Source organism: Stackebrandtia nassauensis DSM 44728, from assembly GCF_000024545.1.
GTDB lineage: Bacteria > Actinomycetota > Actinomycetes > Mycobacteriales > Micromonosporaceae > Stackebrandtia > Stackebrandtia nassauensis.
On record NC_013947.1, the window covers coordinates 6,622,188 to 6,644,015 of the forward strand.

The following is a 21,828-nucleotide window of genomic DNA, read 5'->3' on the forward strand; positions in this document are numbered from 1 at the left end:
GTGTGCGACACGATCCGTCCACGGCGTCGGGCCGCGGATTCACTTGGATTGTAGATCGCGGGTTCCGAGGCCCGGCCGGATTGGACGGTGGCCGTCACCCACCCGCGATCAGGTCGCGGTACCAGTGGCCGCTGTCCTTGACCACCCGGCGCTGGGTTTCGAAGTCCACATAGACCACTCCGAAGCGTTTCGTGTAGCCCCACGCCCACTCGAAGTTGTCCATCAGTGACCACACGAAGTAGCCGCTCAGTGGCACGCCGGCGGCGATCGCCTCGGCGCAGGCCGCGACGTGTCGACGCAGGTAGACCAGGCGCCGCTGGTCGTGGACGGCGGTGCCGTCGTCGGACAGGACGTCGTCGAAGGCGGCGCCGTTCTCGGTGACGACGAGTTCGACGCCGGGGTACTCCCGGGCCAGCCGCAGCAGTTGGTCCCGCAGGCCGTCGGGGTCGATCTCCCAGCCCATGCCGGTCACCGGGAGGTCGGCGCCGACGAATCCGATGTGTTCGTTGCCGGGCCAGGCCGAGCCGGTGTCGGTGGGCGCGGCCGAGGCCGAGGCGCGGCCGTTCGCCGTGCCGGTCACTGTGAACCGGCTGTAGTAGTTGACGCACAGCCGGTCGATCGGGGTGCTGATGATCCGCAGGTCGCCGTCGTGGATGTAGTCCGGATCGCGCACCGGTTTGAAGTCGGCCAGCACGTCCGACGGATAGGCGCCCCTGAGGACGGCCTCGGTGAACAGCCGGTTCTGGACGCCGTCGACGCGCCGGGCGGCGTCCACATCGTCCGGACGGTCGCTGGCCGGGTGCACCGGGTAGAAGTTCAGCCCGATCGCGATGCGGGAGGAGGCGTCGGCCGAACGCATGCCCGTCGTGGCCAGGCCGTGTCCCAACAGCAGATGGTGGGCCGCCGCGATCGCCGCGGCGGGTTCGCGGCGGCCGGGCGCGTGCTCGCCCGACGCGTAGCCCAGGAACGCCGCGCACCAGGGTTCGTTGACGGTGATCCAGTTGTCGACCCGGTCCGACAGTGCTTCGTGGACGGTCAGCGCGTAGTCCGCGAACCGCAGCGCGGTGTCGCGTTCGGGCCAGCCGCCGGCGTCCTCCAGCGGTTGCGGCAGGTCCCAGTGGTACAGCGTCACCCACGGTTCGATGCCCGCGTCCAGCAGCCGGTCGGTCAACCGGCGGTAGTAGTCGAGCCCGGCCTGGTTGACCGCGCCGGTGCCGTCGGGGACGACGCGCGGCCACGACACCGAGAACCGGTACGCGCGCAGACCGAGCTCGCGCATGACGGCCACGTCCTCGTCGACGCGGTGGTACGCCTCCACCGCCGTCTCCCCGGTGGAGGCGTCGACGACGCGTCCCGGGGCGGCGGCGAACGTGTCCCATATGGAGGGGCCTCTGCCGTCGGCCGTGGCCGCTCCCTCGACCTGGTAGGCCGAGGACGCCGCTCCCCAGGTGAAGTCCGGTCCGAAACCGTTGCCGTTACGGGTCATTCCTTTACCGCTCCTTCCATGAGCCCGCCCACGATCTGGCGGCCGAACGCGATGAAGACCAGGACCAGCGGGACGATCGACAACAGGGTGCCGGTGAAGATCATCGAGTAGTCCTGACCGTAGTTGGTCTCCGACAGTCCCCGGATCGCCAGCTGGACGGTGGGGTTGTCGGGTTGCAGCACGATCAACGGCCACAGGAACTCGTTCCAGTTCTGCATGAACGTCAACAGCGCCAGTACCGCGATGCCCGGCCGCACCGCCGGGAGCACGATGTTCCAGTAGATCCGGAACGTGGAGGCGCCGTCCATGCGGGCCGATTCGACCAGTTCGGACGGTACCGCCTGGATCGTGTACTGCCGCATCAGGAAGATCCCGAACCCGTTGACCAGGAACGGCAGGATGACCGCCTGCAGTGTGTTCACCCAGCCCAGTTCGACCATCATGATGTACAGCGGCACCACACCGATCTGCTGCAACGGCACCATCATCGTCAACAGCACCGTCACCAGCAGCACCGTGCTGCCCCTGAACCGCAGCTTCGCGAACGCGAAACCCGCCAAAGTGGAGATGAACACCACCGACACGGTGACCGTCGCCGACACGATCAGCGAGTTGACCAGTCCGGCCATAAGGTGCGAGGACTCGTCGGACAGCGCCCGGACGATGTTGTCGCCCAGGTTGCCGCCGGGCAGCAGCGGCGGCGGGATCCGGGTCGCCGCCGAGATGTCGCGGCTGGCGATGACGATCATCCAGTACAGCGGCCAGATCGACAGCAGCACGGCCAGGATCAGGGTGGCGCGGGTCAGAACCGTGGCGTCCCAGGGTTTGCGCAGCCGTTTGGGTTGCTTCACTTCGACCCCCTGAGCCGGTTGACGAACAGGTAGTTCACCAGCGCGGTGACGAGGATCAGCACGAACAGCAGCCAGGCCGCCGCCGCGGCCAGTCCGAAGTTGTTGCGTTCCCGAAACGCCTGCACGATGTACAGCCCGATGGTCTGGAAGTCGCCGCGGGTGCCGCCGTCGAGGCGGCCGTTGCCGAACATCATCGGCTCGGCGAACAGCATCAGACCACCCATGGTGGAGATGAAGACGGTGAAGATGATGACGGGTTTGAGCTGCGGCACGGTGATCTGCCAGAACTGCCGTCGCGGCGAGGCGCCGTCGATGGCCGCCGCCTCGTACAGATCCCTTGGTATGGCCTGCATCGCGGCCAGGAAGATGATGGCGTTGTAGCCGGTCCACCGCCAGTCCACCATGGTCGCGATGGCCGTCCAGGAGGTGAGTTTGGACGCGGTCCAGTCGATCTTCTCGCCGCCGAACAGTTCCACCGCCCAGTTGATCATCCCGTAGCGGTGACTGAACAGCTGACTGAACACGATCGCCACGGCCACCACCGACGTGACCATCGGTATCAGCACGCCCATGCGCAGGTACAGCAGTCCGCGCATGCGTTTGTTGAGCGCGTTGGCCAGCAGCAGCGCCAGCAGTAGCTGCGGGACGGTGGCCAGCGTGAACATGCCCAGCGTGTTGACGACGGCCGCGCCGAACCGCTCGTTGGTGAGCAGGAAGGTGTAGTTGTCGATGCCGACGAACTCCTTGTCCCCGGCCAGTTTCCACCGGTGCAGCGACACCCACAGCGTGAACCCCAGCGGGAACAGCCCGAACGCGGCGAACAGCAGAAAGTACGGGGACACGAACAGGTAGGGGCTGCCACGATGGTCCAGTCGGGACGCGAGCCGGGCGCCGGAGCGCCCGGCCCGTTGCTCGGTGGAGGTCACGCCGTGTCCACCACTTCCTGGCCCGCGGCCACGAACTCCTTCCACGCCTCATCGTGTTTGTAGCTGCCCTGGACGAGACCGAACAGGACGTCCTCGACGGCGGCGCGCACCGCGGAGTGCAGTTCGCCGTAGTAGACCGGCTTGAACTCCTTGACCGAGTCGGCGATCAGCTTGCCGGTCGGCGCGTCGTTGAAGTACTCATTGGACAGGTCGGCGACCTTGGGATCCTCCTGGCCCTCCTTGGTGCTGGGGAAGGCGCTGATGGCCTCGAAGGCGGCGACCTGGGACTTCGGCTTGGTCAGGTAGTCGGCCAGTTCGGCGGCCTCCTTGGGGTGGTCGCTCTGCGCGGGCACGCCCAGCCAGGAACCGCCCCAGTTGCCGCTGCCGCCGGGCACCTGGGCCACGTCCCAGTTGCCCTTGTTCTCCTTGCCGGAGGTGTCGGCGATGACGCCCATCATCCACGCGGGACAGCCCATGGTGGCGAAGCCGCCCGCCTGCATGGCGGAGTTCCATTCGTCGGACCAGTTCTCGAACTGGCCGACGGCGCCGAGTTCGTGCAGCTCGGCCACGTAGTCGAAGGCGGTGCGCACGGCCTCGGTGTCACCGGCGACGTACTTGTCCTTGCGGTCGAAGTAGCTGATGCCGTCGGCGGCACCGGCTTCCTGGACCATGCGGATGTTGTAGAGCTGGTTGGGACTGTCGACGAACGCAGCGTCCACATCAGAGTCGGTGAACTTCTTCGCGGCCTTGGTGAAACCGTCCCAGTCCTGCCACAGCTCGGCTACCTTCTCGCGGTCGGTGGGCAGCCCGGCCTTCTTGAACAGGTCGGTGCGGTAACACATCGCCATGCCGCCGACGTCGGTGCCGAGCCCGGCCAGCTTGCCGTCGGCGGTGTGCCCCTGTTCCCATTTCCACGACGGATAGTCGGACTCACGCTTGTCCAGCCCGTACTCGGACAGATCGGCCCACGCGTCGCCCAGCGACATCATCTGCCCGACGCCCTGCTCCTCGATGCCGACGACGTCACCGGCGCCGCTTCCGGCCTCCAGCCACTGCAACACCTGCGGGCGGAACTCGTTGTCGTAGTCGTCGGTGACGATCTGGTAGTCGACGTCGATGTCCGGGTGGTCCTTCTCGTACTCCTTGACGAGGTCCTCGTATCCGAACCCGGCGCCGCCGAACACCTGGACGGTCAGTTTGATGCGGTCGTCGCCGCTACAGGCCGTCAACCCGGACACGGCCACGGCGGCGAGGGCTGTCAGTGCGGCCACTCGGCCGCGATGCCGCGAAACTCTCATTGCCAAATCCCTTTCGGATCAGCGGATCATTATGGGAGCGCTCCCACACAAACTAGCGCGACCTGAGTCACTATCCGAAGTCACGCGGGACTTCTTTACCAATTCGTGACGATCAATGTCTTGCTTGTTTCGGTGCTCAGCAAGGGTTTGTGCTGGCCGCCCTTCGGTTGACCGCTCGCGAGGGCATTGCCAGGTACGGGAGCGCTCCCACGCTGAGAGACCCGCCCCGTGCCGCATCGACGGCACGGGGCGGGTCCGGTGCGGGAGTGCTTACAGGGCTCCGGTGATCTCGTTGGACGCCTGGGGAAGCGTGGTCTCGGCGGTGATCTCACCCGAGTGCGTGTCCACGGCGTAGATCTTCTTCTCGTCCGGGCTGGTCACGTAGGCGGTGTGGTCGCCAACGAACAGGGACGGCCGGGTCTGCTGCCAGTCCAGCGGTTCCTCCCACTTGTCGATGACCGGGAAGGAGTCACTGACTTTTGCGGAGTCCATGTCGATGACGTGCAGGGCGCCGTCGGTGCCCAGCACCAGTCCCTCGCCGTGCGGGCCACGGCCCAGGGACTGGAAGCTGTAGCTGGTGCCGAGGTCGACCAGTTTCAGCTTGCCGTTGGCCGGGTCGATCACCGAGACCCGTTCGGGGCGTTCCAGTTCCGCTTCCGGGTCGGTCTTGTAGTCGCCCAGCAGCTTCGTGGACTCCTCGTGGCCCTCCTGGCTTCCGACGCGGCCGTACTTGTCGGGACTGTCGATTTTGGAGAACTTGCCGTCGGCGTAGACGAGGACGCCGTTCTCGCAACCGAAGGCGACGACCTCGTCGGCGGCGGTCGCCTCGCCGTGGGTGCCGGGGCAGTCGTTGTCGCGGTCGGTCTCCTTGCCCTTGGCATCCAGCACCCGCACTCCCTTCGCCGATTCCTCGTCGCCGAAGGTGGCCAGGGTCCTGCCGTCCTCCAGCGTGACCGCGACCCCGTGGTGCGGGTCGTCACTGTGGAAGGTCTGGGTCTTGGGCAGTCCCGCGCCCAGGTCCTCGGGGTCGAAGACGGTGATGTCGCCGGTGCCGTCGGCGAACAGGACGGTCTTGTCGGCGTGGTGCACGACGTGTCCGGGTTTGTCGGCCTTGAAGGTGTCGTCGGACAGTTTCGCGGCGGCGGCGTCGAGGATGCGGAACCCCTTCGCGGTGGACACCAGCACGTGCCGGTCGTCCCCGGCCGGTGAGACCCGGTTGTAGCCGTCGAGTTTGATGTCCTCGACGAGGTCGAGGCTCTCACCGTCCAGTACGAACAGTCCGCCGTCGTAGGTCACGACGATCGGTTGCTCGGTCTTGGTCTCGGCCTTCGCGCCGTCCTTGGTGTCGGGCGCCTGGCCGCAGGCGGCCAGGAACAGTCCGGCCGCCAGCAGCGACGAGGCCGCGACGATCCTGGGCTGGAACTTGGGTTGAGGGGTGCTTCGCATTGCTTCACTTTCGGATCGTTGTTGATTCGTACGGGCTTGCTGGGCCTCAGTCGAGGCCATCGGCGATGGCCTCGACGTTGAACCGCGTCATCTCCACATAGGTCGCCGCCTCCTCGCCGGACGAGCTCAGCGACTCGGAGTACAAGGCGATGACCTTGACCTCGATCCCGGTCTCATCCGCCATGGCCCGCGCGAGCCGGTCGGGCTGGGAGGAGTCGACGAACACGGCGGGGACGTCGGTGGCCTTGACCTTGTCGGCCAGGTCCTTCAGGTCGGCGCTGCTGGGCGAGGCCAAGGTTGTTCCACTGGGGACGACGGCGCCGATGACCTCGAAGTCGTAGCGTTTCGCCAGGTAGCCGAAGACGTGATGGTTGGTCACGAGTTCGCGGTCCCGCTTCGGGATCCGCCCGAACGCGGTCTTGGCCTCGGAGTGCAGTTTCGCGATCTCGTCGCCGTAGTCCGATGCCTGCGCGTTCACGGTGTCGGTGTCGGTGTCGACGTCGACGTGTTCGGTGACCTGTCCGGCGATCAGGTCGACGGCCTCGCCGACCCGCACCGGGTCGGTCCAGAAGTGCGGGTCGGCTTGGCCCGCAGTCTCTCCGGCGCCGTATTCGAGCGGGTCGACGGCTTCGCCGACGGCGTAGGTCGGCACCCCGGTCTCGGCGGCGGCCTCGACGTGCCGCGCGACGCCTTCCTCCAGGCCGAGACCGTTGTGGATGATCAGTTCGGCGTTCTCCAGTGCCGCGGCCTGTTTCGCCGACACTCCGAAGGAGTGCGGGTCGGCTCCGGGTTTCATCAGCACCGTCACGTCGGTCTCGTCGCCGACGATCTCGCGGGTGATGTCGCCGAGGATGTTGGTGGTGACGACGATTCCGGAGCGGTCGGCCTCGAAGGCGGCGCAGCCGGTCATGCCGCAGGCCAGGACGGTCAGGGACAGGGTGGCGGTGAGTCCGCGTCGCATCGGGCTCACGATCCTGTCTCGACCATGAGGTCGGGACGGGTGTCGAGGGTGAGGCTGCGCGCGAGCCGCAGTTCGTCCTGGAAGTCGATCTCGTGCACGGCCTTGGCTTCGGGATCGTTGACGTAGGCGCGTTCGGTGTCGACGGTGATGACCGGCGCGGGTCCGTCTTTGGGCATCTTGTCGATCACGCGCCGCTCGGCGATCGGATCGCCGGTGCGCTGGTCGAAGGAGCGCAGTGTCCCGTCGCGGTCGAGCACCAGTACCGGCATGTCCTCGCCGGTGGCGTTGACGGCCACCGGGTCCGGGGCGTCGATGACGGACCAGTCGCCTTCGGCGACGTCGAAGACCGTGACTTCGCCCTTCGCGGCGGTCACCAGGACCGGGGTGCCGGGGCGGTGCTGGAACCGTTGCGCGGCGGCGATTCCGGCCGGGGCGTTGAGTTCGTCGGCACTGAAGGTGCCGTCCTTTTCGGTCACGACGACGACTCGCTCGCCGCAACCGAACACCGCGCCGCGATCGGTGGTGGCGGCGGCCGTGGGACGGGGGCAGGACGCGTCGAGGTCGGATTCCTTGTCGGCCACGGTGATGCGGCCGTCGGTGGCGGTGACGAGTTCGCCCGCGTAGGGCACGGCCAGCGCCGCTTCGGTGTCGACGGGCGCGATCTTGCCGTCCGCGAGCTGCTCGCGGTCGTACACATGCGCGCCGTCGGGGGTGTTGACCGTGCTGACGGCGGCGTCGGCGCTGGCGCTGACCGCCTCGTCGATGTCGACGGTGTCCACCGGTTTCGCTTCGGCGACGTAGTAGTGCTTGTGGTCGCCGTGGTCGACGGTCCACACGCCACTGTCGATGATGCTGGTCTTGTCCTTACCGGCGGCGAACACGTACCGGCCGTCGGTGACCAGACCGGCGACGCCCTTCACGTCGGCGAGTTCGGCGGTCTTCTCGGTGGCGGGGTCGAGTTGGCTCAACGTCCCGGTTTCGGCCTCGGCCATCACCAGGCGTCGTTGCGGTTCGGCGGTCTCCTCGGCGCCTTCGACGTAGCCGTGGGGTTTGTCGTCGGCGGACGGTTTGTCCGTTCCGGATGCGCACCCGCCCAACAGGATCACGGCGAGGGCGGCACACAGCAACGGTGGCGGGGTTCTCATGAGGTTGACTCCAGTTCCGGGGCCGGACGGGGGCTCGGCACGGTGGCCACTTCGGCGGTGGGTCGTCGTTTGAGGCTGGTCGCGATCGCCGACAGGAAGAACGCGGTCACGGTCGCCAGCGCGATCGTGGCTCCGGCGGCGGTGTCGAAGTGCCAGGAGATGACCAGTCCGCCGATGGTGGCGACGGCTCCCAGCACCGCGGCGCCGCACATGATCATGTGGACGCTGCCCGCCCACAGCGCGACCGCGGCGGGGGGCGCGATGAGCAGTCCGAACACCAGCAGCGTGCCGACCACCTGGAACGAGGCGACCATCGCCAGGGCCAGCAGGCCCAGCAGCGCGGCGTGGGCGAGCCGGGGGCGCAGACCGAGGGTGGCGGCCTTGCGGTGGTCGAAGGCCAGCGCCACGAAGGATCGGTGTCCCAGCGCGCCCACGACGAGGGTGACCAGCAGGGCTGCGGCCAGTATCAGCAGGTCGCTTCGCCGCACCGACAGCACGTCGCCGAACAGGAAACCGGTGAGGTCGACGGCGAAGGACTGCGAACGCGAGACCAGGATGACGCCCAGCGACAGCATTCCGACGAACAACAGCCCGATGCCGGTGTCCTGCGACAGCCGTCGCCACCGCGATATCCCGGTGACTCCGGCGGCCACGACGCCCGCGCTGACCATCGCGCCCAGGGCGAGGTTTCCGCCCAGCAGTGCCGCGATCGCCACCCCGGGCAGCATGCCGTGTGACATCGCCTCGCCCAGGAAAGCCATGCCGCGCAACACGACCCAGGTTCCGGCGACGGCGCACATCGCCGACACGAGCAGTCCGGCCAGGGCCGCCCGCGCGACGAAGCCGACCTCGAACGGCGTCGTAATCCAATCCATGGGCCGCAGTCTATAATGAAAACCGTTTCCATTTTCAATAGGAGGGTCCGTGAAACAGGTCACCCCGGCCATGGAGGGTGTCGCGGTCAGCGCGCGCTACGGCGCCCGGACCGTGCTCAGCGGACTGGATTTCGTGATCCCCAAGGGACAGATGACGGTTCTGTTGGGCCCCAACGGCTCTGGCAAGACGACGCTGCTGCACGTGTTGGCCGCGACCCATCCGGTCGCCGAGGGACGGCTGCTGCGGCATCATCAGCGGCGCCCCGCGCTGGTCCCGCAGCACAGCCAGGTCTCCGACTCGTTTCCCATCACCGTGCGGCAGACCGTCGCCATGGGCCGCTGGGCGGACCGGGGGCCGTGGCGTCCGACGACCAGAGCGGACAAGGCGGTGGTCGCCGAGGCACTCGACCAGCTCGGCATCGCCGACCTCGCCGGTCGCAGGCTCGGCATGCTGTCCGGCGGCCAGCGGCAGCGGGTGCTGCTGGCACAGGCACTGGCGCAGCGTTCCGATGTGGTGCTGCTGGACGAACCCACCGCGGGGCTCGATGTCACCAGCGCCGAACGGATCCACACTCACCTGGCCCGGCTGCGGTCGCGCGGTGTCACCATCGTGCAGTCCACCCACGAACCCGAAGCCGCCGCCACGGCGGACCACCGCATCCACCTCGGCGCGCCCGTGTCCGTCGGCGGGCAGGACTTTGGCCCGTTATCCGCGACGCACCCACGGATAACGGGCCATTGTGGTGTCCCAACCGCCCGACGAATGGGACGCCCCGGAAGTGGCTTAGGGTGCCGGTCTGACCAGGACCGGCACTGCTTCTCGCTTTGGCAGGCTCAACTCTAGGTCCCCTCACGGTCACATCACCACGGCCAAAGGACCTATGTCAAGGGTCAGTCCACAAGGTTGATATCCAGGTATGCGCTGGTATAACTCTTCCCGGCGGAGTAGATTGCCCAGCCCGTTCTCCAGTAGATCGAAGCCGAGTTCGGCCTCCTTCACCGCTTCCGGGTAACGTTCGGCGGCGGTGGCCCCGGCGGTGATGCCGCGGAAGTTCGCGACCGCCAGCTCCTGCCGGACCCCGAAGATCTGGGACGCCATCAACCGGGCCGACAGCTCCGAACCGGACTCGGCGAACAGCTCCTGGGACAGCAGCTGCTGCGACTGGTAGCCATAGCGCATCTGACGCTGCATCAGCTGCGGCGTGGAATGGATGAGCCGGATGACGCGCAGCACGCCCGGGTTGTCACTCAGGCCGGTGACCGGATGGTGCTCGGCCAGCCGCTCGAACCACTGCTGTCGCAGCGCGTCGTGCGGGGTCTGGCCGGGCGGACGTTCGCGCACCAGCTGCGCGGGCACCTCGATCTGGAACTTGGCGTGCCCCAGGATCAGGTCTTCCTTGGCGTCGAAGTAGTTGAAGACCGTCTTCTTCGAGACCTCGGCGGCGTCGGCGATCTCGGCCACCGAGACCTCGTCGAAACCGCGCTCCTCGAACAGATCCAGCGCGGCCTGCATCAGGCGGTGCCGGGTGGCGTCCTTCTTCCGTTCCCGCAGGCCAAGCCTTTCACTCATGCAATTAATATACCAGAGATAGAAGTCACCCGAATAAACTTTTGCACCGGGTGAACGTTTTTGCTACGGTTCAGCCATGTCCACCGATACCCCGAAGGCCGCGCTGCTGCCGTTGTTGCGCGGCCGATTGCGGCCCTACCGCTCCCAACTGGCGGCCATCCTCGGGCTGCAGGGCGTACAGGCGCTGAGCATGCTGTACCTGCCGACCCTGAACGCCGACATCGTCGACAACGGCATCGTCGCGGGCGACACCGGCTACATCCTGCGGCACGGCGGCGTGATGCTCGCCGTCACGATCGTCCAGGTCGTGGCCACCGCCGCGGCCGTCTACCTCGGCTCGAAGGTCGCCATGGGCCTGGGTCGCGACCTGCGCGCGGCGATCTTCGCCCGGGTGCAGGACTTCTCGGCCCGCGAGGTGAACCGCTTCGACGCCCCGTCGCTGATCACCCGCACCACCAACGACGTGCAGCAGATCCAGGTGCTGGTGCTGTTCACCGCCACGATGCTGCTGTCCTCGCCGTTCATGGCGATCGGCGGACTGGTCCTGGCGCTGGGCCAGGACGTCCCGCTGACCGGCGTGCTCGCCGTCCTGATCCCGGTGCTGGCCGTAGCGATGGGCCTCATCATCAGCAGACTGATCCCGCCGTCGCGGCTCATGCAGACCCGCATCGACTCGGTCAACCAGGTGATGCGGGAACAGATCACCGGCATCCGGGTGATCCGGGCCTTCGTGCGCGACGGCCACGAACAGCGTCGCTTCGGCGAGGCCAACGACGACCTGATGACCGTCGCGATCCGGGTCGGCCGGATCCAGGCGTACTTCGGCGCCACCGCCATGCTCATCAGCAGCCTCGCCAGCATCGCGGTGGTGTGGTTCGGCGGACCGCGCATCGCCAGCGGCGAGATGCAACTGGGCTCACTGATCGCGTTCCTCAACTACCTGGGGATGATCCTGATGGCGGTCATGATGACGATGTCGGTCTTCATGCTGGTGCCGCGCGGCAAGGTGACCGCCGGACGCATCATGGAGGTGCTCGACACCGAGCCGAGCGTCGCCGAACCCGCCTCGCCCGCCCCGGCCCCGACGCGGGGGCAGCTGGAGTTGCGCGGCGCCGGATTCGGTTACCCGGGCGCCGAACAGCAGGTCCTGTGCGACATCACGCTGACCGCGCCGCCGGGCAGGACCACCGCGATCGTCGGCTCGACCGGCAGCGGAAAGACCACTTTGATCAACCTCGCCGCGAGACTGATGGATGTGGACACCGGCGGGATCGCCATCGACGGCGTCGACCTGCGGTCGCTGGACCGCCGCACCCTGGCGGCCACGATCGGGCTGATACCGCAACGGGCGTACCTGTTCTCGGGCACCATCGCGTCCAACCTGCGCTACGGCGACCCCGACGCCAGCGACGAACAGCTGTGGGAGGCGCTGCGCATCGCGCAGGCCGCCGACTTCGTCGCCGGGCTCCCCGACGGGCTCGGCACCGGCATAGGACAGGGCGGCGTGACCGTCTCCGGTGGACAGCGACAGCGGCTCGCGATCGCGCGGGCACTGGTCGCCAAACCGATGATCTACCTGTTCGACGACGCGTTCTCCGCTTTGGACACCGCCACCGACGCGGCCCTGCGCGCGGCGCTGGCCGAGAAGCTCGCCGGAACCACCCAGATCATCGTGGCGCAACGGATCTCGACGATCCGCGAGGCCGACCAGATCGTGGTGCTGGACTCCGGCCGCGTCGAGGCCGTCGGCACCCACGAACAGCTCATGGAGACCAGCCCCACCTACACCGAGATCGTCAACTCCCAGCTCACCCCACAGGAGGCAGCGTGAACCATCCACAAGGGGAGAAGAACAAGCCCGACGACTTCCGGGCCACGTCGCTGCGGGTACTGCGGGGACTCAACGCCGACCGGGTGCGGCTGACGGCCGTCCTGACGCTGGCGGTGCTGGCCATCGGGATGACCGTCGTCCAGCCGGTGCTGCTGGGCCTGACCACCGACACGATCATCGCCGGGGTCAAGGGATCGGGCGTCGACTTCGGACGCGTCGCCACGATCCTGGGCACCGCCGCGGCGCTGACCGCCATCGCCTGGCTGCTGCAGGTGGTGCTGGGTCGGCTGATCGCCACGATCGCGCAGACCATGGCCTACCGGCTGCGGCAGCAGACCGACGTCAAACTGTCGCGGCTTCCGTTGAGCTACTTCGACACCCAGGCCCGAGGCGAGGTGCTGTCGCGCGCCACCAACGACATCGACAACCTGTCGCAGACCGTCCAGCAGGTGTTCGCGCGGGTCCTGACGTCCATTCTGCTGCTGCTGGGGACCGCGGTGATGATGTTCGTGCTGTCACCGATCCTGGCGCTCGTGGTGATGGCCACCGTGCCGGTGATCCTGTGGTCCACGAAGGCCATCGGCAAGCGGGCGCAACCGCGCTTCAAACGGCAGTGGGCCGCGACCGGCAAACTCAACGGCCACATCGAGGAGATGTACTCGGGCCACGAACTCGTCACCGCCTTCGGGCGTCGGCGCGAGGCCGCCGAGGTCTTCGCCGAGCACAACGACGAGGTGCTCGACTCCAGCGTCAGTGCCCAGTTCGTCTCCGGCCTCATCGCGCCGGTGCTGACCTTCCTGGGCAACATCAACTACGTCCTGGTGGCCGTCATCGGCGGCATCCGGGTCGCGTCCGGCGCCATGACCATCGGCGAGATCCAGGCGTTCGTCCAGTACGTCATGCAGTTCAACCAACCGCTGGCGGGATTCGCGGCGATGGCGGGCCAGATCCAGTCGGCCATCGCCTCGGCCGAACGGGTCTACGAACTGCTCGACGCCACCGAACAGCAGCCCGACGCCGACCACACCCGCGAGCTCGGCGAGGTACGCGGCGCGGTCGAGTTCGACGCGGTCTCGTTCCGCTACAAGGCCGACGAGCCCCTGATCGACGACCTGAACCTGTCGGTCAAACCCGGCCAGACGGTGGCGATCGTCGGCCCCACCGGAGCCGGTAAGACCACTGTGGTCAACCTGCTGCTGCGGTTCTACGAACTCGACGGCGGCAGCATCGCCGTCGACGGCGCCGACATCGCCACCCTGTCCCGGCAACAACTACGCGCCAACATCGGCATGGTCCTGCAGGACACCTGGCTGTTCAACGGCACCATCGCCGAGAACATCGCCTACGGAGCACCCGACGCCTCCCGGGAGCGGATCGTCGCCGCGGCCAAGGCCGTGCACGCCGACCGGCTCATCCGCACCCTGCCCGACGGCTACGACACCGTCCTGGACTCCGACGCCGACGGCCTCAGCGCCGGCGAACGCCAGCTGATCACCATCGCGCGGGCGTTCCTCATCGAACCGTCGATCCTGGTCCTGGACGAGGCGACGAGCTCAGTGGACACCCGCACCGAGATGCTGGTCCAGTCGGCGATGGCGAAGCTGCGCGACGGAAGGACCAGTTTCGTCATCGCGCACCGGTTGTCGACGATCAAGGACGCTGACGTGATCCTGGTGATGGAGTCGGGCCGGATCGTCGAGACCGGCAGCCACGCCGAACTGGTGGCGGCAAACGGTGCCTACGCGCGTCTGCACGCGGCCCAGTTCGCCGCCGCCCAACCGGTCCCGGGCTGAACCGACACCTGCCAGCCCGGTGCGGGTTCTAGCCGCCGTGTGAGCAGCAGCCGCCCCCGGAATCCGGGGACTGGCCGCTGTTGCCGAGGTCGTCGGAGCGTCCGGCGCGCAGTCGCGACCACTGCGCGCTCGGGCGGCCGTCGTTGCTGGCGTGGTTGCTGCCGTCCTCCCACCGCCACGGCTGCGGCCAGCCGTCCGGCGAGTCCTCCCAGCCTTCCTGTCGCCCGAACACCGTCAGGTCCATCAGCGCGTAGCTGTTGTCCATGACCTCGACGCCGCGGTTCTCCGTCCAATATGTTTCGAAGACCCGGTCGCCGTCGCGCAGGTAGCAGGACAGCAGGATGGGACCGCGTCCCGCCATCAGGGTGTCGGCGGACTCGGCGGCGGAGTACCAGGGCACGTCCCAGCCCATGAAGTCGCGGTACCGCACGCTCTCGTCGTACGGCCCCTGGCAGAACGTCGCGTAGGTGATGTCCCGGGAATGCAGATAGGACAGTTCCCGGACCTGCCCGTTGAAGAGCGTGCAGCCCTCGCACTGCTCGGCGGCGGGCTGGCCCGTGAACCACATGTGGAAGTACGCGATCAGCTGGTTGCGGCCTTCGAAGGTGTCCAGCAACGTGACCTTCCCGCCCGGGCCGGTCAGCGTCGTCGTGGCGTCCACTTCGACCACCGGCAACCGCCGCCGGGCGGCCGCGATGGCGTCCCCCTCGCGGGTGTGGGCCTTCTCCCGCGCTCTCAGCGCGTTGACCTGGGTCTTCCAGGTCTCCCGGTCGACGACGTCGGGCACCGGGTTGCGTATGGATTCGGTCATGGTTTCTTCCTTTCCTCGCCCGGCCGCTACCCGTCCAGATGGACCTTGAGCGCGTCGAGGCGATCATCCCAGTCCCGGGCCAGCGCGGCCAGGAACAGTTGAGCCACTCGCATCGGGGCGGTGCGGTGCCGGTATCGCACCCGGCGCCGCTCCCCCGGTTCGGCCGTCACCAGTCCGGCGTCGGCCAACAGATTCAGGTGTTTGGCGATACCCTGCCGCGTGATCGGCAACCGCGCGGCCAGATCGGTCGCGGTGGCGGGACCACCCGCGGCCAGTTCGGCCAGGATGGACCGCCGGGTGGGGTCGCCGAGGGCCACGAAGACCTGCTCGGCGATCTCCTCCCGCTCAGGAGGCATCGAGGTATTCGACGAGTTCACCCAGTTCACTCTTCCAGCCTCCAGTGTTGCCCTCGATGGCCTTGCGCCGCACTTCCTCCGGCAGCTGCGCGAACCCGGACTCCCGGACCGTCAGCCGGGTGCCGCCGTCGACGGGTTCGAGCGTGAACTCGACGTAGGTGCGGCGCGGATCGTCCTTGGGAAGCCCGTCGATCGGCCAGGTGTACGCGAACACGGTCGGCTTCTCCACCCGCTCGACCCGCATGTCCGCCTCGAAGTCGCCCTCCCACGTCATCCGGAAGTCACCCCCGGGCCGCAGGTCGATGCTGGCGGTGTTGCCGAACCAGCTGGCCAGCCCTTCGGCGGTGGTGATCGCGGCCCACACCTTCTCCGGCGGGTGGGCCAGTTCGAGGGTCCGTTCGATGGTGTTGGGAAATGACATGTCGACCTCCAAGTCGAGTAGCAACCATTCAGTTGCCACAGTATCGCAACCACCCGGTTGCGTCAACTCCCCCGGCCAGGAATGCGCTTACACGCGTCGGATAGGTTGTGCGGCCGACACCCATTCGCGGCCGCGCACACCCCGGCACGGCGGTCGCCCCACCCCGGGAGGTACGCGTGTCCACAACCCCCTCCACACCCCGCCGCGCGCTGCGTCGCCGCACCCTGTTCGGAGCCGCCGCCGGCCTCGGCGCCGGCGCCCTGGGCGTCTGGGGCACCAGCAGGCTCGTCGTCGCCGATCCGGTGGACGCCAGGGCGGCGAAGTGGCGCCAGGTGGCCGAGGCCGGGGAGGACGCGAAGGGCATCCACAAGGTGATGCGCGACTTCATGGAGAAGCACAGGATCCGCGCCGCCCAGCTGACCGTCCGGGACAAGGACGAACTGCCGGTGTCGATGGCCTACACCTTCGCCGAGGCGGACTACCCGACCACGAAACCCGACAGCCTGTTCCGGGTGGCGTCGGTCAGCAAGGCGTTCACCTGCGCGGCGATCCACGAGCTGTCCAAGGCCGGTGCCATCGACCTGTCCGAGCCGGTGTTCCCGTACCTGGGCATCGACACCGAGGCGCTGCCCTCACAGACCAAGGACCCGAAGGTCGACACCATCACCATCCAGCAACTGGTCGACCACAAGGGAGGCTGGGACCTGTCGGTCTCCGGCTACGACCCGCTCTTCCGCACCCGCCAGATCGCGCTCGACCTCGACCTGCCCGGCCGGGTCGCCAAACGCGACATCGCGGAGTGGATGTACGGAGAACCGTTGCAGCACAAGCCCGGTGCCAAAGAGGTGTACTGCAACTTCGGCTACCTGCTGCTGGGTCTGGTGGTGGAGAAGGCCACCGGCGACGACTTCGTCAAGTTCCTCAAGACCGATGTCCTCACCCCGCTGGGCGTCGAGAAGGAAGTCCACCTCGGACGGACCATCAAGGCCGACGCGCTGCCCGGCGAGGTGGGCTACGACGCGAAGGGAACCGGCCTCAGCGCCTGGGACCCCCACTCGGACAAGCCGGTCCCCAACGCCTACGGGGTCTTCCTCATCGGCGAGATGGACTCCGGCGGCGGCCTGGTCGCCACCGCCCGGGCGACCTCGAAACTGATCACCCGCTACGCCGCCTGGGGCCTGGGCGGACGAGCGCCGGGCTACGCCCGCTACGGCAGCATGGCGGGAACCCGCAGCGTCATCTGGTCCCGCAAGGACTCGGTGGACTGGAGCTACAACCTCAACACCCGCATCGGCGACGACGTGACGGAGCAGCTGAACAAACAGCTGGACGCCGCCGTCAAGGAGTACCTGGGCGGCTGATCCAGCCAAAACAGTCCACCTGGTTGTCTCATGCACGATCGTGCACGGGACAACCGGTTTGATGATTGAGAGAGCGCATATGACGCTTCCTATGTACGATCGTGCATGGGAGGCGGATAATGATGGTCAAACCCCGTAGACTGAACCTTTCCACGCACGAACGTGCATCGAATCTCGCGGAAGTGGCTGCGGCCGTCCGACTACGACGAGAAGAACTGGGACTGCGCCAGGAAGAACTCGCCGATCTCGCTGGATGCGCGACGCGCACGGTGTCGATGCTGGAGCACGCCAAATCGACCTTGCGAGTCGACAAATTGATCGACATTCTGACCGTCTTGGGTTACGAACTGGTATTGCGCCCCGGCAAATCAAACGGCCAAGTGCGAGTGGAAGTCCAATGACTCACACCGACATACATGACTTGCCCACAGTCACGCAAGCGGACGTATACAAAGACAATCGGCTCGCTGGGTACCTAGAGCGCACCACGGACGGCATCCAATTCGGTTATCTGCGCGAATATCTCGAGTCTGGAGGCCCACCAGTCGCGACTACCCTGCCATTGCGAGACGAGCCACTCGTGACACTCGCCGGTGCGGTGCCTCCCTTCTTCGCGGGGTTGCTACCAGAGGGCCGTCGGCTCAACGCGCTTCGTCACGCGGTCAAGACCTCGTCCGACGACGAACTGTCTCTCCTTCTTGCTATCGGAGCCGACGCCATCGGCGACGTTTCCGTGATCCCCAAGGGACACAATCCGCAGCCGGTGCCGACGTTCCTTGAGATCGATGATCCACATCAGGCGGACTTCACCGAAGTCCTGGCCGCGTCCTTGGGGACCAGCCCCGACCGGGTGGGCATTCCCGGCGTGCAGGACAAAGTGTCAGCACGGATGATTTCGATGCCAGTGCGAGGGTCCACGGGGCCGGGCATCTTGAAGCTCAACCCCCCAGAATTTCCCTCAGTCGTGGAGAACGAAGCGTTCTTCCTCGAAGCGGCACGGAGATCCGGCATCGACGTCGCCCCTTCTGCGTTGATCCACGATGGCCAAGGGGTTCCCGGGCTGCTGGTTCAACGTTTCGACCGTGTCGTCACCGATACCGGCGAGTTCCGGTCGCTACCGGCCGAGGACGCCTGTCAGGTGCTGGGTCGATATCCAGCCGCCAAATACTCGCTGACCAGCGAAGAAATCGCCGCCGGTTTGATTTCCGTGACCCGCGCCGAGGCGGTAGCCGCCATGTCGTTGCTGCGGCAGTTTGTCTTCGCGTACCTGACGGCCAATGGCGACGCTCATGCCAAGAACTTCTCCATTCTCGGTTCCGTGAGCGGAGAATGGAAGATATCTCCCGCCTATGACCTGCCGACGTCCTACTTGTACGGCGACTACACGCTCGCGCTCTCCATAGGAGGACGACGACGCGAAGACGTAACAAGAGCCACGTTCGCCGACTTCGGGCAGCACCTCAAGCTCAAGCCTCGCGCAACACACCGCGTTCTCGACGAGCTGATCGAACGAACCGACCTGTGGATCAACGATCTGGACACGCTGCCGTTCGCCACACAACAAGTCCGAAAACTCAAGCGCGCCATTCAATACCGTCGAAAGCAGCTAACCGCGCGGCACTAGCCGGTGTGGACGGGGAAGCAGACAATCGAAACGAGGCGACCACTTTGCCTAGGACGTGACGTCCTTCGTGGTCAGTCGGGCCCAGGCCGCGGACAGGAACACGGCCGCGTAGACGACGGCGACGATCAGACCGTTGGTGACGTTGGCCGTCTCGATCGGTTGGCGCAGCAGGTCGCCCCAGTCGCGCCAGTAGCCGGTGAACAGGTAGGGGTTCAGCCAGGCGAGGTCGGGGGTGGTGACGAGGAGCTGGTCGAGCAGGACGTAGAGGAGGCAGCCGACGACGGTCGCTGCGGGTTGGTCGGTGAGGGTGGCCGCGAACATGGCGACCGCGAGGAACGCGACCATCATGAACATGATGTAGAGGCACATCAGGCCGACCCGCCACAGTGACTCCTCGAACGGGATCTTGGCCCCCGACAGGGTGACCAGTTCGTCGGTGCCGAACAGGGCGAATCCGGTGAGGGCTCCGGTGATCGCGACGGCCGCGATGGTGATGACGGCGGCGATGGACGCGGCGGCGTACTTGACGAACAGCAGCCGAGTTCGTCCGATGGGGACTGTGAGGAGGTAGCGCAGGGTGCCCGCGTTGGCTTCGCCGGAGAGGGAGTCGGCGGCCAGCATGCACATCGCCAGCGGGATGAAGACCAGGCATTCGACGCTGAAGGTGCCGGTGACGACGAGCAGGCCGTTGCCGAACATCATGGCCACGAAGGGGGGCGCGTCGGCGGTGCCGCTGCGTTCGGCGGAGTTGGACAGGGCCAGGACCACGGCCAGAATCACCGGGACGGCGCACAGGACGGCCAGGCCGACGAGGTTGCGGCGGCGGGTGGCGATGAGGCGCAGTTCGGAGCGCAGCAGCCGGAGGCTGAGCGGGTCGGCCACGGGTTCGTCGTCGAGGTCGGGGTGCTGGAGGGTGGGCTCAGGTGTCGGCATCGAATCCCTCCCCGGTCAGGGAGATGAAGACTTCCTCCAGAGTGGGTTCCAGGACGCGGAACTCGCGGACGGGGATGCCGTCGCCGACGATGGTGGACAGGATCTTCTCGGGTTCGGCGTCGCCGAGGTCGGCGGTGACGTGGGTGGCGGTTCGGGTGGGGTTCAGGCCGAAGTCGCGCAGCCGGTAGGTCACGGCGTCGGGGGTGCGGGTGTCGACGCGGATCCGGGTGGGCACCGAGGAACGGACGTCGTCCAATGTGCCCTGGATCTTGAGGCGGCCCCGGTGCATGATGCCGACGTGGTCGCACATCTGCTCGACCTCGCTGAGCAGGTGGGTGGACAGCAGGACGGTGAGGCCGTCGCGGGCGAGGTCGGCGATGAGGCTGCGGACTTCGCGGGTTCCCTGAGGGTCGAGGCCGTTGGTGGGTTCGTCGAGGATGAGCAGGCGGCGCGGGCGCAGCAGGGCGGCGGCGATGGCCAGCCGCTGTTTCATGCCCAGGGAGTAGGTGCGGAACGGTTTGCGGGCCGCCTTGGTCAGGCCGACGCGGTCGAGGGCGGCGGTGGTACGGGCGCGGACGGTGGCCCGGTCGGCGGTGCGGTCGGCGGCGTCCAGGCGCAGCAGGTTGTCGCGGCCGGACAGGGTGGGGTGGAAGGACGGGCCGTCGACCATGACGCCGACGTGGGGCAGGACCCGGGTGGCCGCGGCGGGCATGGCGCGACCCAGGAGTTCACAGTGGCCGTCGGTGGCCTCGATGAGGCCGAGCAGCATCCGGATGGTGGTGGTCTTGCCGCTGCCGTTGGGGCCCAGGAAGCCGTACACGGATCCGTAGGGGACGGTCAGTTCGAGGGAGTCGACGGCGGTGGCGTCGCGGCCGTAGCGCTTGGTGAGACCGAGGGTGCGGACGGCGTGGACGGCTGTCACGGCGCGGGAGCCGGGCTCCCGCGCCGTGACACGGTCGTGCTGGGTGTCCATTACGGAGTGGTGCCGCCGTTGGCCGCCTCGACGAGCGTCTCGGGGGTCACCGAGCCGACGTAGAGCTTGCCGTCGTCGGTCAGGTAGGCGTTGACCAGAGTGGATTCGAGGATCTTGCCGCCCTCGACCTGCTCGGCCTCGTCGATCCATGCCTGCACGGCGTCGCCGGACAGGCCCTCTTCGACGAAGTACTCCTTGATCTCTTCCTCGGTGGTCTCCATGGTGCCGATGGAGGTGAAGCCGCTGCCGATCAGCGCGGCCTCGTCACCGTCGACGCCCAGGGTGCCCTTGTCCTTGGCCTTGGCGGCCTCGGGGGCCTGGAAGTTCTCCGGGCCGGGGGTGGTCATGTTGAGTTCGTCGTAGGCCATCGAGAACACCGGTTCGCTGCCGCCCTTGGCGTAGACGTTGGTGGCGATGGGCATGCCGGATTCGCCCTCGACGGCGATCTCGACCTTCTCGGCCAGCGTGCTGTCCTCGGTGGGAGTCATGATGAGGGTGTAGGCGTCGTACCCGGCGATGTTGACCGGGTCGCCCAGCGAGAGTTCGGCGCTCTTGGCCGAGGCCACGGCCTTGTCGGCCGCCGCGCCGGGCCACCAGCCCGCGAACGGCATGATCGAGGTGTCAGCCGCTTCCCCGGCGAGGGTGTACTCGAAGCTCTCGCCAGCCTGGCTGTCCCATTTGAACAGTTTCTCGCCGTCGCGGACGTACGAGGTCTCCTTGACGTCGCCCTGCTGCGACACTCGCGCCTGGTTGCCCTCGGCGGAGTACATGACGCCGAGCTTGTGCTCGCCGGACGACAGTGAGGCGGCCCCACTGCCGGTGCCGGAATTCGGCAAGCCCAGGTCGGCGGTCTGTGTCACGGTTCCCGAGAATCCGTCTACATCGGAGTTCTGGAGGGCCGCGAGTACTTCCTCGGGGGTCTTGTCGGGCAGCTCGTTGGCGTTCGCCAGCACGATGCCGACGCCGCCGGCCACAGCCAACGCTCCTGTGGCGATCGCTGTTGGAACAGCGAAACGCCTCACGGTGCGGGTGCGTAGCATTGCCATTCCTCTCTATGTGGGGGATGTGCTTTCGGCGCTTCCGGTCGACCGGGGGTACTTCACCGCCCGTTCATCCGGCTGCGCGAGCGATGTTTCCAAGCGTTTCTGAAAGACCCCTGTGAATCAC

Annotated in this window: 21 protein-coding genes; 6 read left to right on the forward strand and 15 right to left on the reverse strand. The window is 67.2% G+C overall.

What is annotated here, in order from left to right; all coding sequences use genetic code 11:
* Positions 1-94 precede the first annotated feature (94 nt).
* The 8 genes from SNAS_RS31075 to aztB all read right to left on the reverse strand — a co-directional run bounded on the left by SNAS_RS31075 (position 95) and on the right by aztB (position 8,988).
* On the reverse strand, positions 95-1,486 hold the full coding sequence (locus SNAS_RS31075) for a GH1 family beta-glucosidase (RefSeq protein ID WP_013021470.1): 1,392 nt from the start codon (positions 1,484-1,486) through the stop codon (positions 95-97).
* The gene (locus tag SNAS_RS36430; RefSeq protein ID WP_013021471.1) at positions 1,483-2,337 is read right to left on the reverse strand and encodes a carbohydrate ABC transporter permease; all 855 of its coding nucleotides are present in this window, start codon (positions 2,335-2,337) and stop codon (positions 1,483-1,485) included. The genes SNAS_RS31075 and SNAS_RS36430 overlap by 4 nt, the downstream gene beginning before the upstream one ends.
* The gene (locus tag SNAS_RS36435; protein ID WP_013021472.1) at positions 2,334-3,263 is read right to left on the reverse strand and encodes a carbohydrate ABC transporter permease; all 930 of its coding nucleotides are present in this window, start codon (positions 3,261-3,263) and stop codon (positions 2,334-2,336) included. Before SNAS_RS36435 ends, SNAS_RS36430 begins: the two co-directional genes overlap by 4 nt.
* Complete coding sequence (locus tag SNAS_RS31090) at positions 3,260-4,561, reverse strand: ABC transporter substrate-binding protein (protein ID WP_013021473.1); 1,302 nt, start codon at positions 4,559-4,561, stop codon at positions 3,260-3,262. The genes SNAS_RS36435 and SNAS_RS31090 overlap by 4 nt, the downstream gene beginning before the upstream one ends.
* A gap of 270 nt (positions 4,562-4,831) precedes the next feature.
* Positions 4,832-6,007, reverse strand: coding sequence for a zinc metallochaperone AztD (gene aztD, locus SNAS_RS31095; protein WP_041625297.1), 1,176 nt, complete (start codon positions 6,005-6,007; stop codon positions 4,832-4,834).
* Between the two features lie 46 nt (positions 6,008-6,053).
* Positions 6,054-6,968, reverse strand: a complete 915-nt coding sequence (aztC, locus tag SNAS_RS31100; protein WP_013021475.1) for a zinc ABC transporter substrate-binding protein AztC — start codon at positions 6,966-6,968, stop codon at positions 6,054-6,056.
* A 5-nt stretch (positions 6,969-6,973) separates the two neighbouring features.
* Positions 6,974-8,113: a hypothetical protein gene (locus SNAS_RS31105; RefSeq protein ID WP_013021476.1), complete on the reverse strand. Its 1,140-nt coding sequence runs from the start codon at positions 8,111-8,113 to the stop codon at positions 6,974-6,976.
* Complete coding sequence (gene aztB / locus SNAS_RS31110) at positions 8,110-8,988, reverse strand: zinc ABC transporter permease AztB (protein WP_013021477.1); 879 nt, start codon at positions 8,986-8,988, stop codon at positions 8,110-8,112. Before aztB ends, SNAS_RS31105 begins: the two co-directional genes overlap by 4 nt.
* A gap of 49 nt (positions 8,989-9,037) precedes the next feature.
* Between aztB and aztA the strand changes: the two genes are divergently transcribed.
* On the forward strand, positions 9,038-9,832 hold the full coding sequence (gene aztA, locus SNAS_RS31115) for a zinc ABC transporter ATP-binding protein AztA (protein WP_013021478.1): 795 nt from the start codon (positions 9,038-9,040) through the stop codon (positions 9,830-9,832).
* 12 nt (positions 9,833-9,844) lie between these two features.
* Here aztA and SNAS_RS31120 read toward each other — a convergent pair whose 3' ends face one another.
* Positions 9,845-10,558 (reverse strand): TetR/AcrR family transcriptional regulator, encoded by a 714-nt coding sequence (locus tag SNAS_RS31120; RefSeq protein WP_013021479.1) that lies wholly within the window; start codon positions 10,556-10,558, stop codon positions 9,845-9,847.
* Between the two features lie 76 nt (positions 10,559-10,634).
* Here SNAS_RS31120 and SNAS_RS31125 point away from each other — a divergent pair, with 76 nt between their 5' ends.
* Complete coding sequence (locus SNAS_RS31125; RefSeq protein WP_013021480.1) at positions 10,635-12,389, forward strand: ABC transporter ATP-binding protein; 1,755 nt, start codon at positions 10,635-10,637, stop codon at positions 12,387-12,389.
* On the forward strand, positions 12,386-14,182 hold the full coding sequence (locus SNAS_RS31130; protein ID WP_013021481.1) for an ABC transporter ATP-binding protein: 1,797 nt from the start codon (positions 12,386-12,388) through the stop codon (positions 14,180-14,182). The genes SNAS_RS31125 and SNAS_RS31130 overlap by 4 nt, the downstream gene beginning before the upstream one ends.
* 28 nt (positions 14,183-14,210) lie before the next feature.
* On the opposite strand, the gene SNAS_RS31135 is transcribed toward SNAS_RS31130, so the two are convergent.
* Genes SNAS_RS31135 through SNAS_RS31145 form a run of 3 tightly spaced genes read right to left on the reverse strand, consistent with a single transcriptional unit; the run spans position 14,211 to position 15,770 of the window.
* Entirely contained in the window at positions 14,211-14,993 is a 783-nt protein-coding gene (locus SNAS_RS31135; RefSeq protein WP_013021482.1) for a DUF899 family protein, read from the reverse strand.
* Positions 14,994-15,019: 26 nt separating this feature from the next.
* Positions 15,020-15,349 (reverse strand): ArsR/SmtB family transcription factor, encoded by a 330-nt coding sequence (locus SNAS_RS31140; RefSeq protein ID WP_041625299.1) that lies wholly within the window; start codon positions 15,347-15,349, stop codon positions 15,020-15,022.
* Entirely contained in the window at positions 15,339-15,770 is a 432-nt protein-coding gene (locus SNAS_RS31145) for an SRPBCC domain-containing protein (RefSeq protein WP_013021484.1), read from the reverse strand. Before SNAS_RS31145 ends, SNAS_RS31140 begins: the two co-directional genes overlap by 11 nt.
* Before the next feature lie 176 nt (positions 15,771-15,946).
* On the opposite strand from SNAS_RS31145, the gene SNAS_RS31150 reads away from it, so the two are divergent.
* The 3 genes from SNAS_RS31150 to SNAS_RS31155 all read left to right on the forward strand — a co-directional run bounded on the left by SNAS_RS31150 (position 15,947) and on the right by SNAS_RS31155 (position 18,755).
* A complete protein-coding gene (locus SNAS_RS31150; protein ID WP_013021485.1) occupies positions 15,947-17,131 on the forward strand; it encodes a serine hydrolase domain-containing protein in 1,185 nt (394 codons plus the stop codon).
* 119 nt (positions 17,132-17,250) lie between these two features.
* Complete coding sequence (locus SNAS_RS34610) at positions 17,251-17,532, forward strand: helix-turn-helix domain-containing protein (RefSeq protein ID WP_013021486.1); 282 nt, start codon at positions 17,251-17,253, stop codon at positions 17,530-17,532.
* Positions 17,529-18,755 (forward strand): type II toxin-antitoxin system HipA family toxin, encoded by a 1,227-nt coding sequence (locus SNAS_RS31155; RefSeq protein ID WP_013021487.1) that lies wholly within the window; start codon positions 17,529-17,531, stop codon positions 18,753-18,755. Before SNAS_RS34610 ends, SNAS_RS31155 begins: the two co-directional genes overlap by 4 nt.
* Positions 18,756-18,803: 48 nt before the next feature.
* Here SNAS_RS31155 and SNAS_RS31160 read toward each other — a convergent pair whose 3' ends face one another.
* The 3 genes from SNAS_RS31160 to SNAS_RS31170 are packed head-to-tail and all read right to left on the reverse strand — an operon-like array spanning position 18,804 to position 21,635.
* Positions 18,804-19,688 (reverse strand): ABC transporter permease, encoded by an 885-nt coding sequence (locus tag SNAS_RS31160; protein WP_013021488.1) that lies wholly within the window; start codon positions 19,686-19,688, stop codon positions 18,804-18,806.
* Entirely contained in the window at positions 19,675-20,661 is a 987-nt protein-coding gene (locus SNAS_RS31165) for an ABC transporter ATP-binding protein (protein ID WP_013021489.1), read from the reverse strand. Before SNAS_RS31165 ends, SNAS_RS31160 begins: the two co-directional genes overlap by 14 nt.
* Positions 20,661-21,635, reverse strand: coding sequence for a hypothetical protein (locus SNAS_RS31170; protein ID WP_013021490.1), 975 nt, complete (start codon positions 21,633-21,635; stop codon positions 20,661-20,663). Before SNAS_RS31170 ends, SNAS_RS31165 begins: the two co-directional genes overlap by 1 nt.
* Positions 21,636-21,828 lie beyond the last annotated feature (193 nt).

Bases quoted from the DNA above. Each gene is read 5' to 3' on its own strand.
- aztC (WP_013021475.1), bottom strand. From the start codon at position 6,968: ATGCGACGCGGACTCACCGCCACCCTGTCCCTGACCGTCCTGGCCTGC.
- SNAS_RS31160 (WP_013021488.1), bottom strand. From the start codon at position 19,688: ATGCCGACACCTGAGCCCACCCTCCAGCACCCCGACCTCGACGACGAA.
- SNAS_RS31135 (WP_013021482.1), bottom strand. From the start codon at position 14,993: ATGACCGAATCCATACGCAACCCGGTGCCCGACGTCGTCGACCGGGAG.
- SNAS_RS31120 (WP_013021479.1), bottom strand. From the start codon at position 10,558: ATGAGTGAAAGGCTTGGCCTGCGGGAACGGAAGAAGGACGCCACCCGG.
- aztB (WP_013021477.1), bottom strand. From the start codon at position 8,988: ATGGATTGGATTACGACGCCGTTCGAGGTCGGCTTCGTCGCGCGGGCG.
- SNAS_RS31155 (WP_013021487.1), top strand. From the start codon at position 17,529: ATGACTCACACCGACATACATGACTTGCCCACAGTCACGCAAGCGGAC.
- SNAS_RS31090 (WP_013021473.1), bottom strand. From the start codon at position 4,561: ATGAGAGTTTCGCGGCATCGCGGCCGAGTGGCCGCACTGACAGCCCTC.
- SNAS_RS31105 (WP_013021476.1), bottom strand. From the start codon at position 8,113: ATGAGAACCCCGCCACCGTTGCTGTGTGCCGCCCTCGCCGTGATCCTG.
- SNAS_RS34610 (WP_013021486.1), top strand. From the start codon at position 17,251: ATGATGGTCAAACCCCGTAGACTGAACCTTTCCACGCACGAACGTGCA.
- SNAS_RS31075 (WP_013021470.1), bottom strand. From the start codon at position 1,486: ATGACCCGTAACGGCAACGGTTTCGGACCGGACTTCACCTGGGGAGCG.
- SNAS_RS31145 (WP_013021484.1), bottom strand. From the start codon at position 15,770: ATGTCATTTCCCAACACCATCGAACGGACCCTCGAACTGGCCCACCCG.
- SNAS_RS31165 (WP_013021489.1), bottom strand. From the start codon at position 20,661: ATGGACACCCAGCACGACCGTGTCACGGCGCGGGAGCCCGGCTCCCGC.
- SNAS_RS31125 (WP_013021480.1), top strand. From the start codon at position 10,635: ATGTCCACCGATACCCCGAAGGCCGCGCTGCTGCCGTTGTTGCGCGGC.
- SNAS_RS31140 (WP_041625299.1), bottom strand. From the start codon at position 15,349: ATGCCTCCTGAGCGGGAGGAGATCGCCGAGCAGGTCTTCGTGGCCCTC.
- aztD (WP_041625297.1), bottom strand. From the start codon at position 6,007: ATGCGAAGCACCCCTCAACCCAAGTTCCAGCCCAGGATCGTCGCGGCC.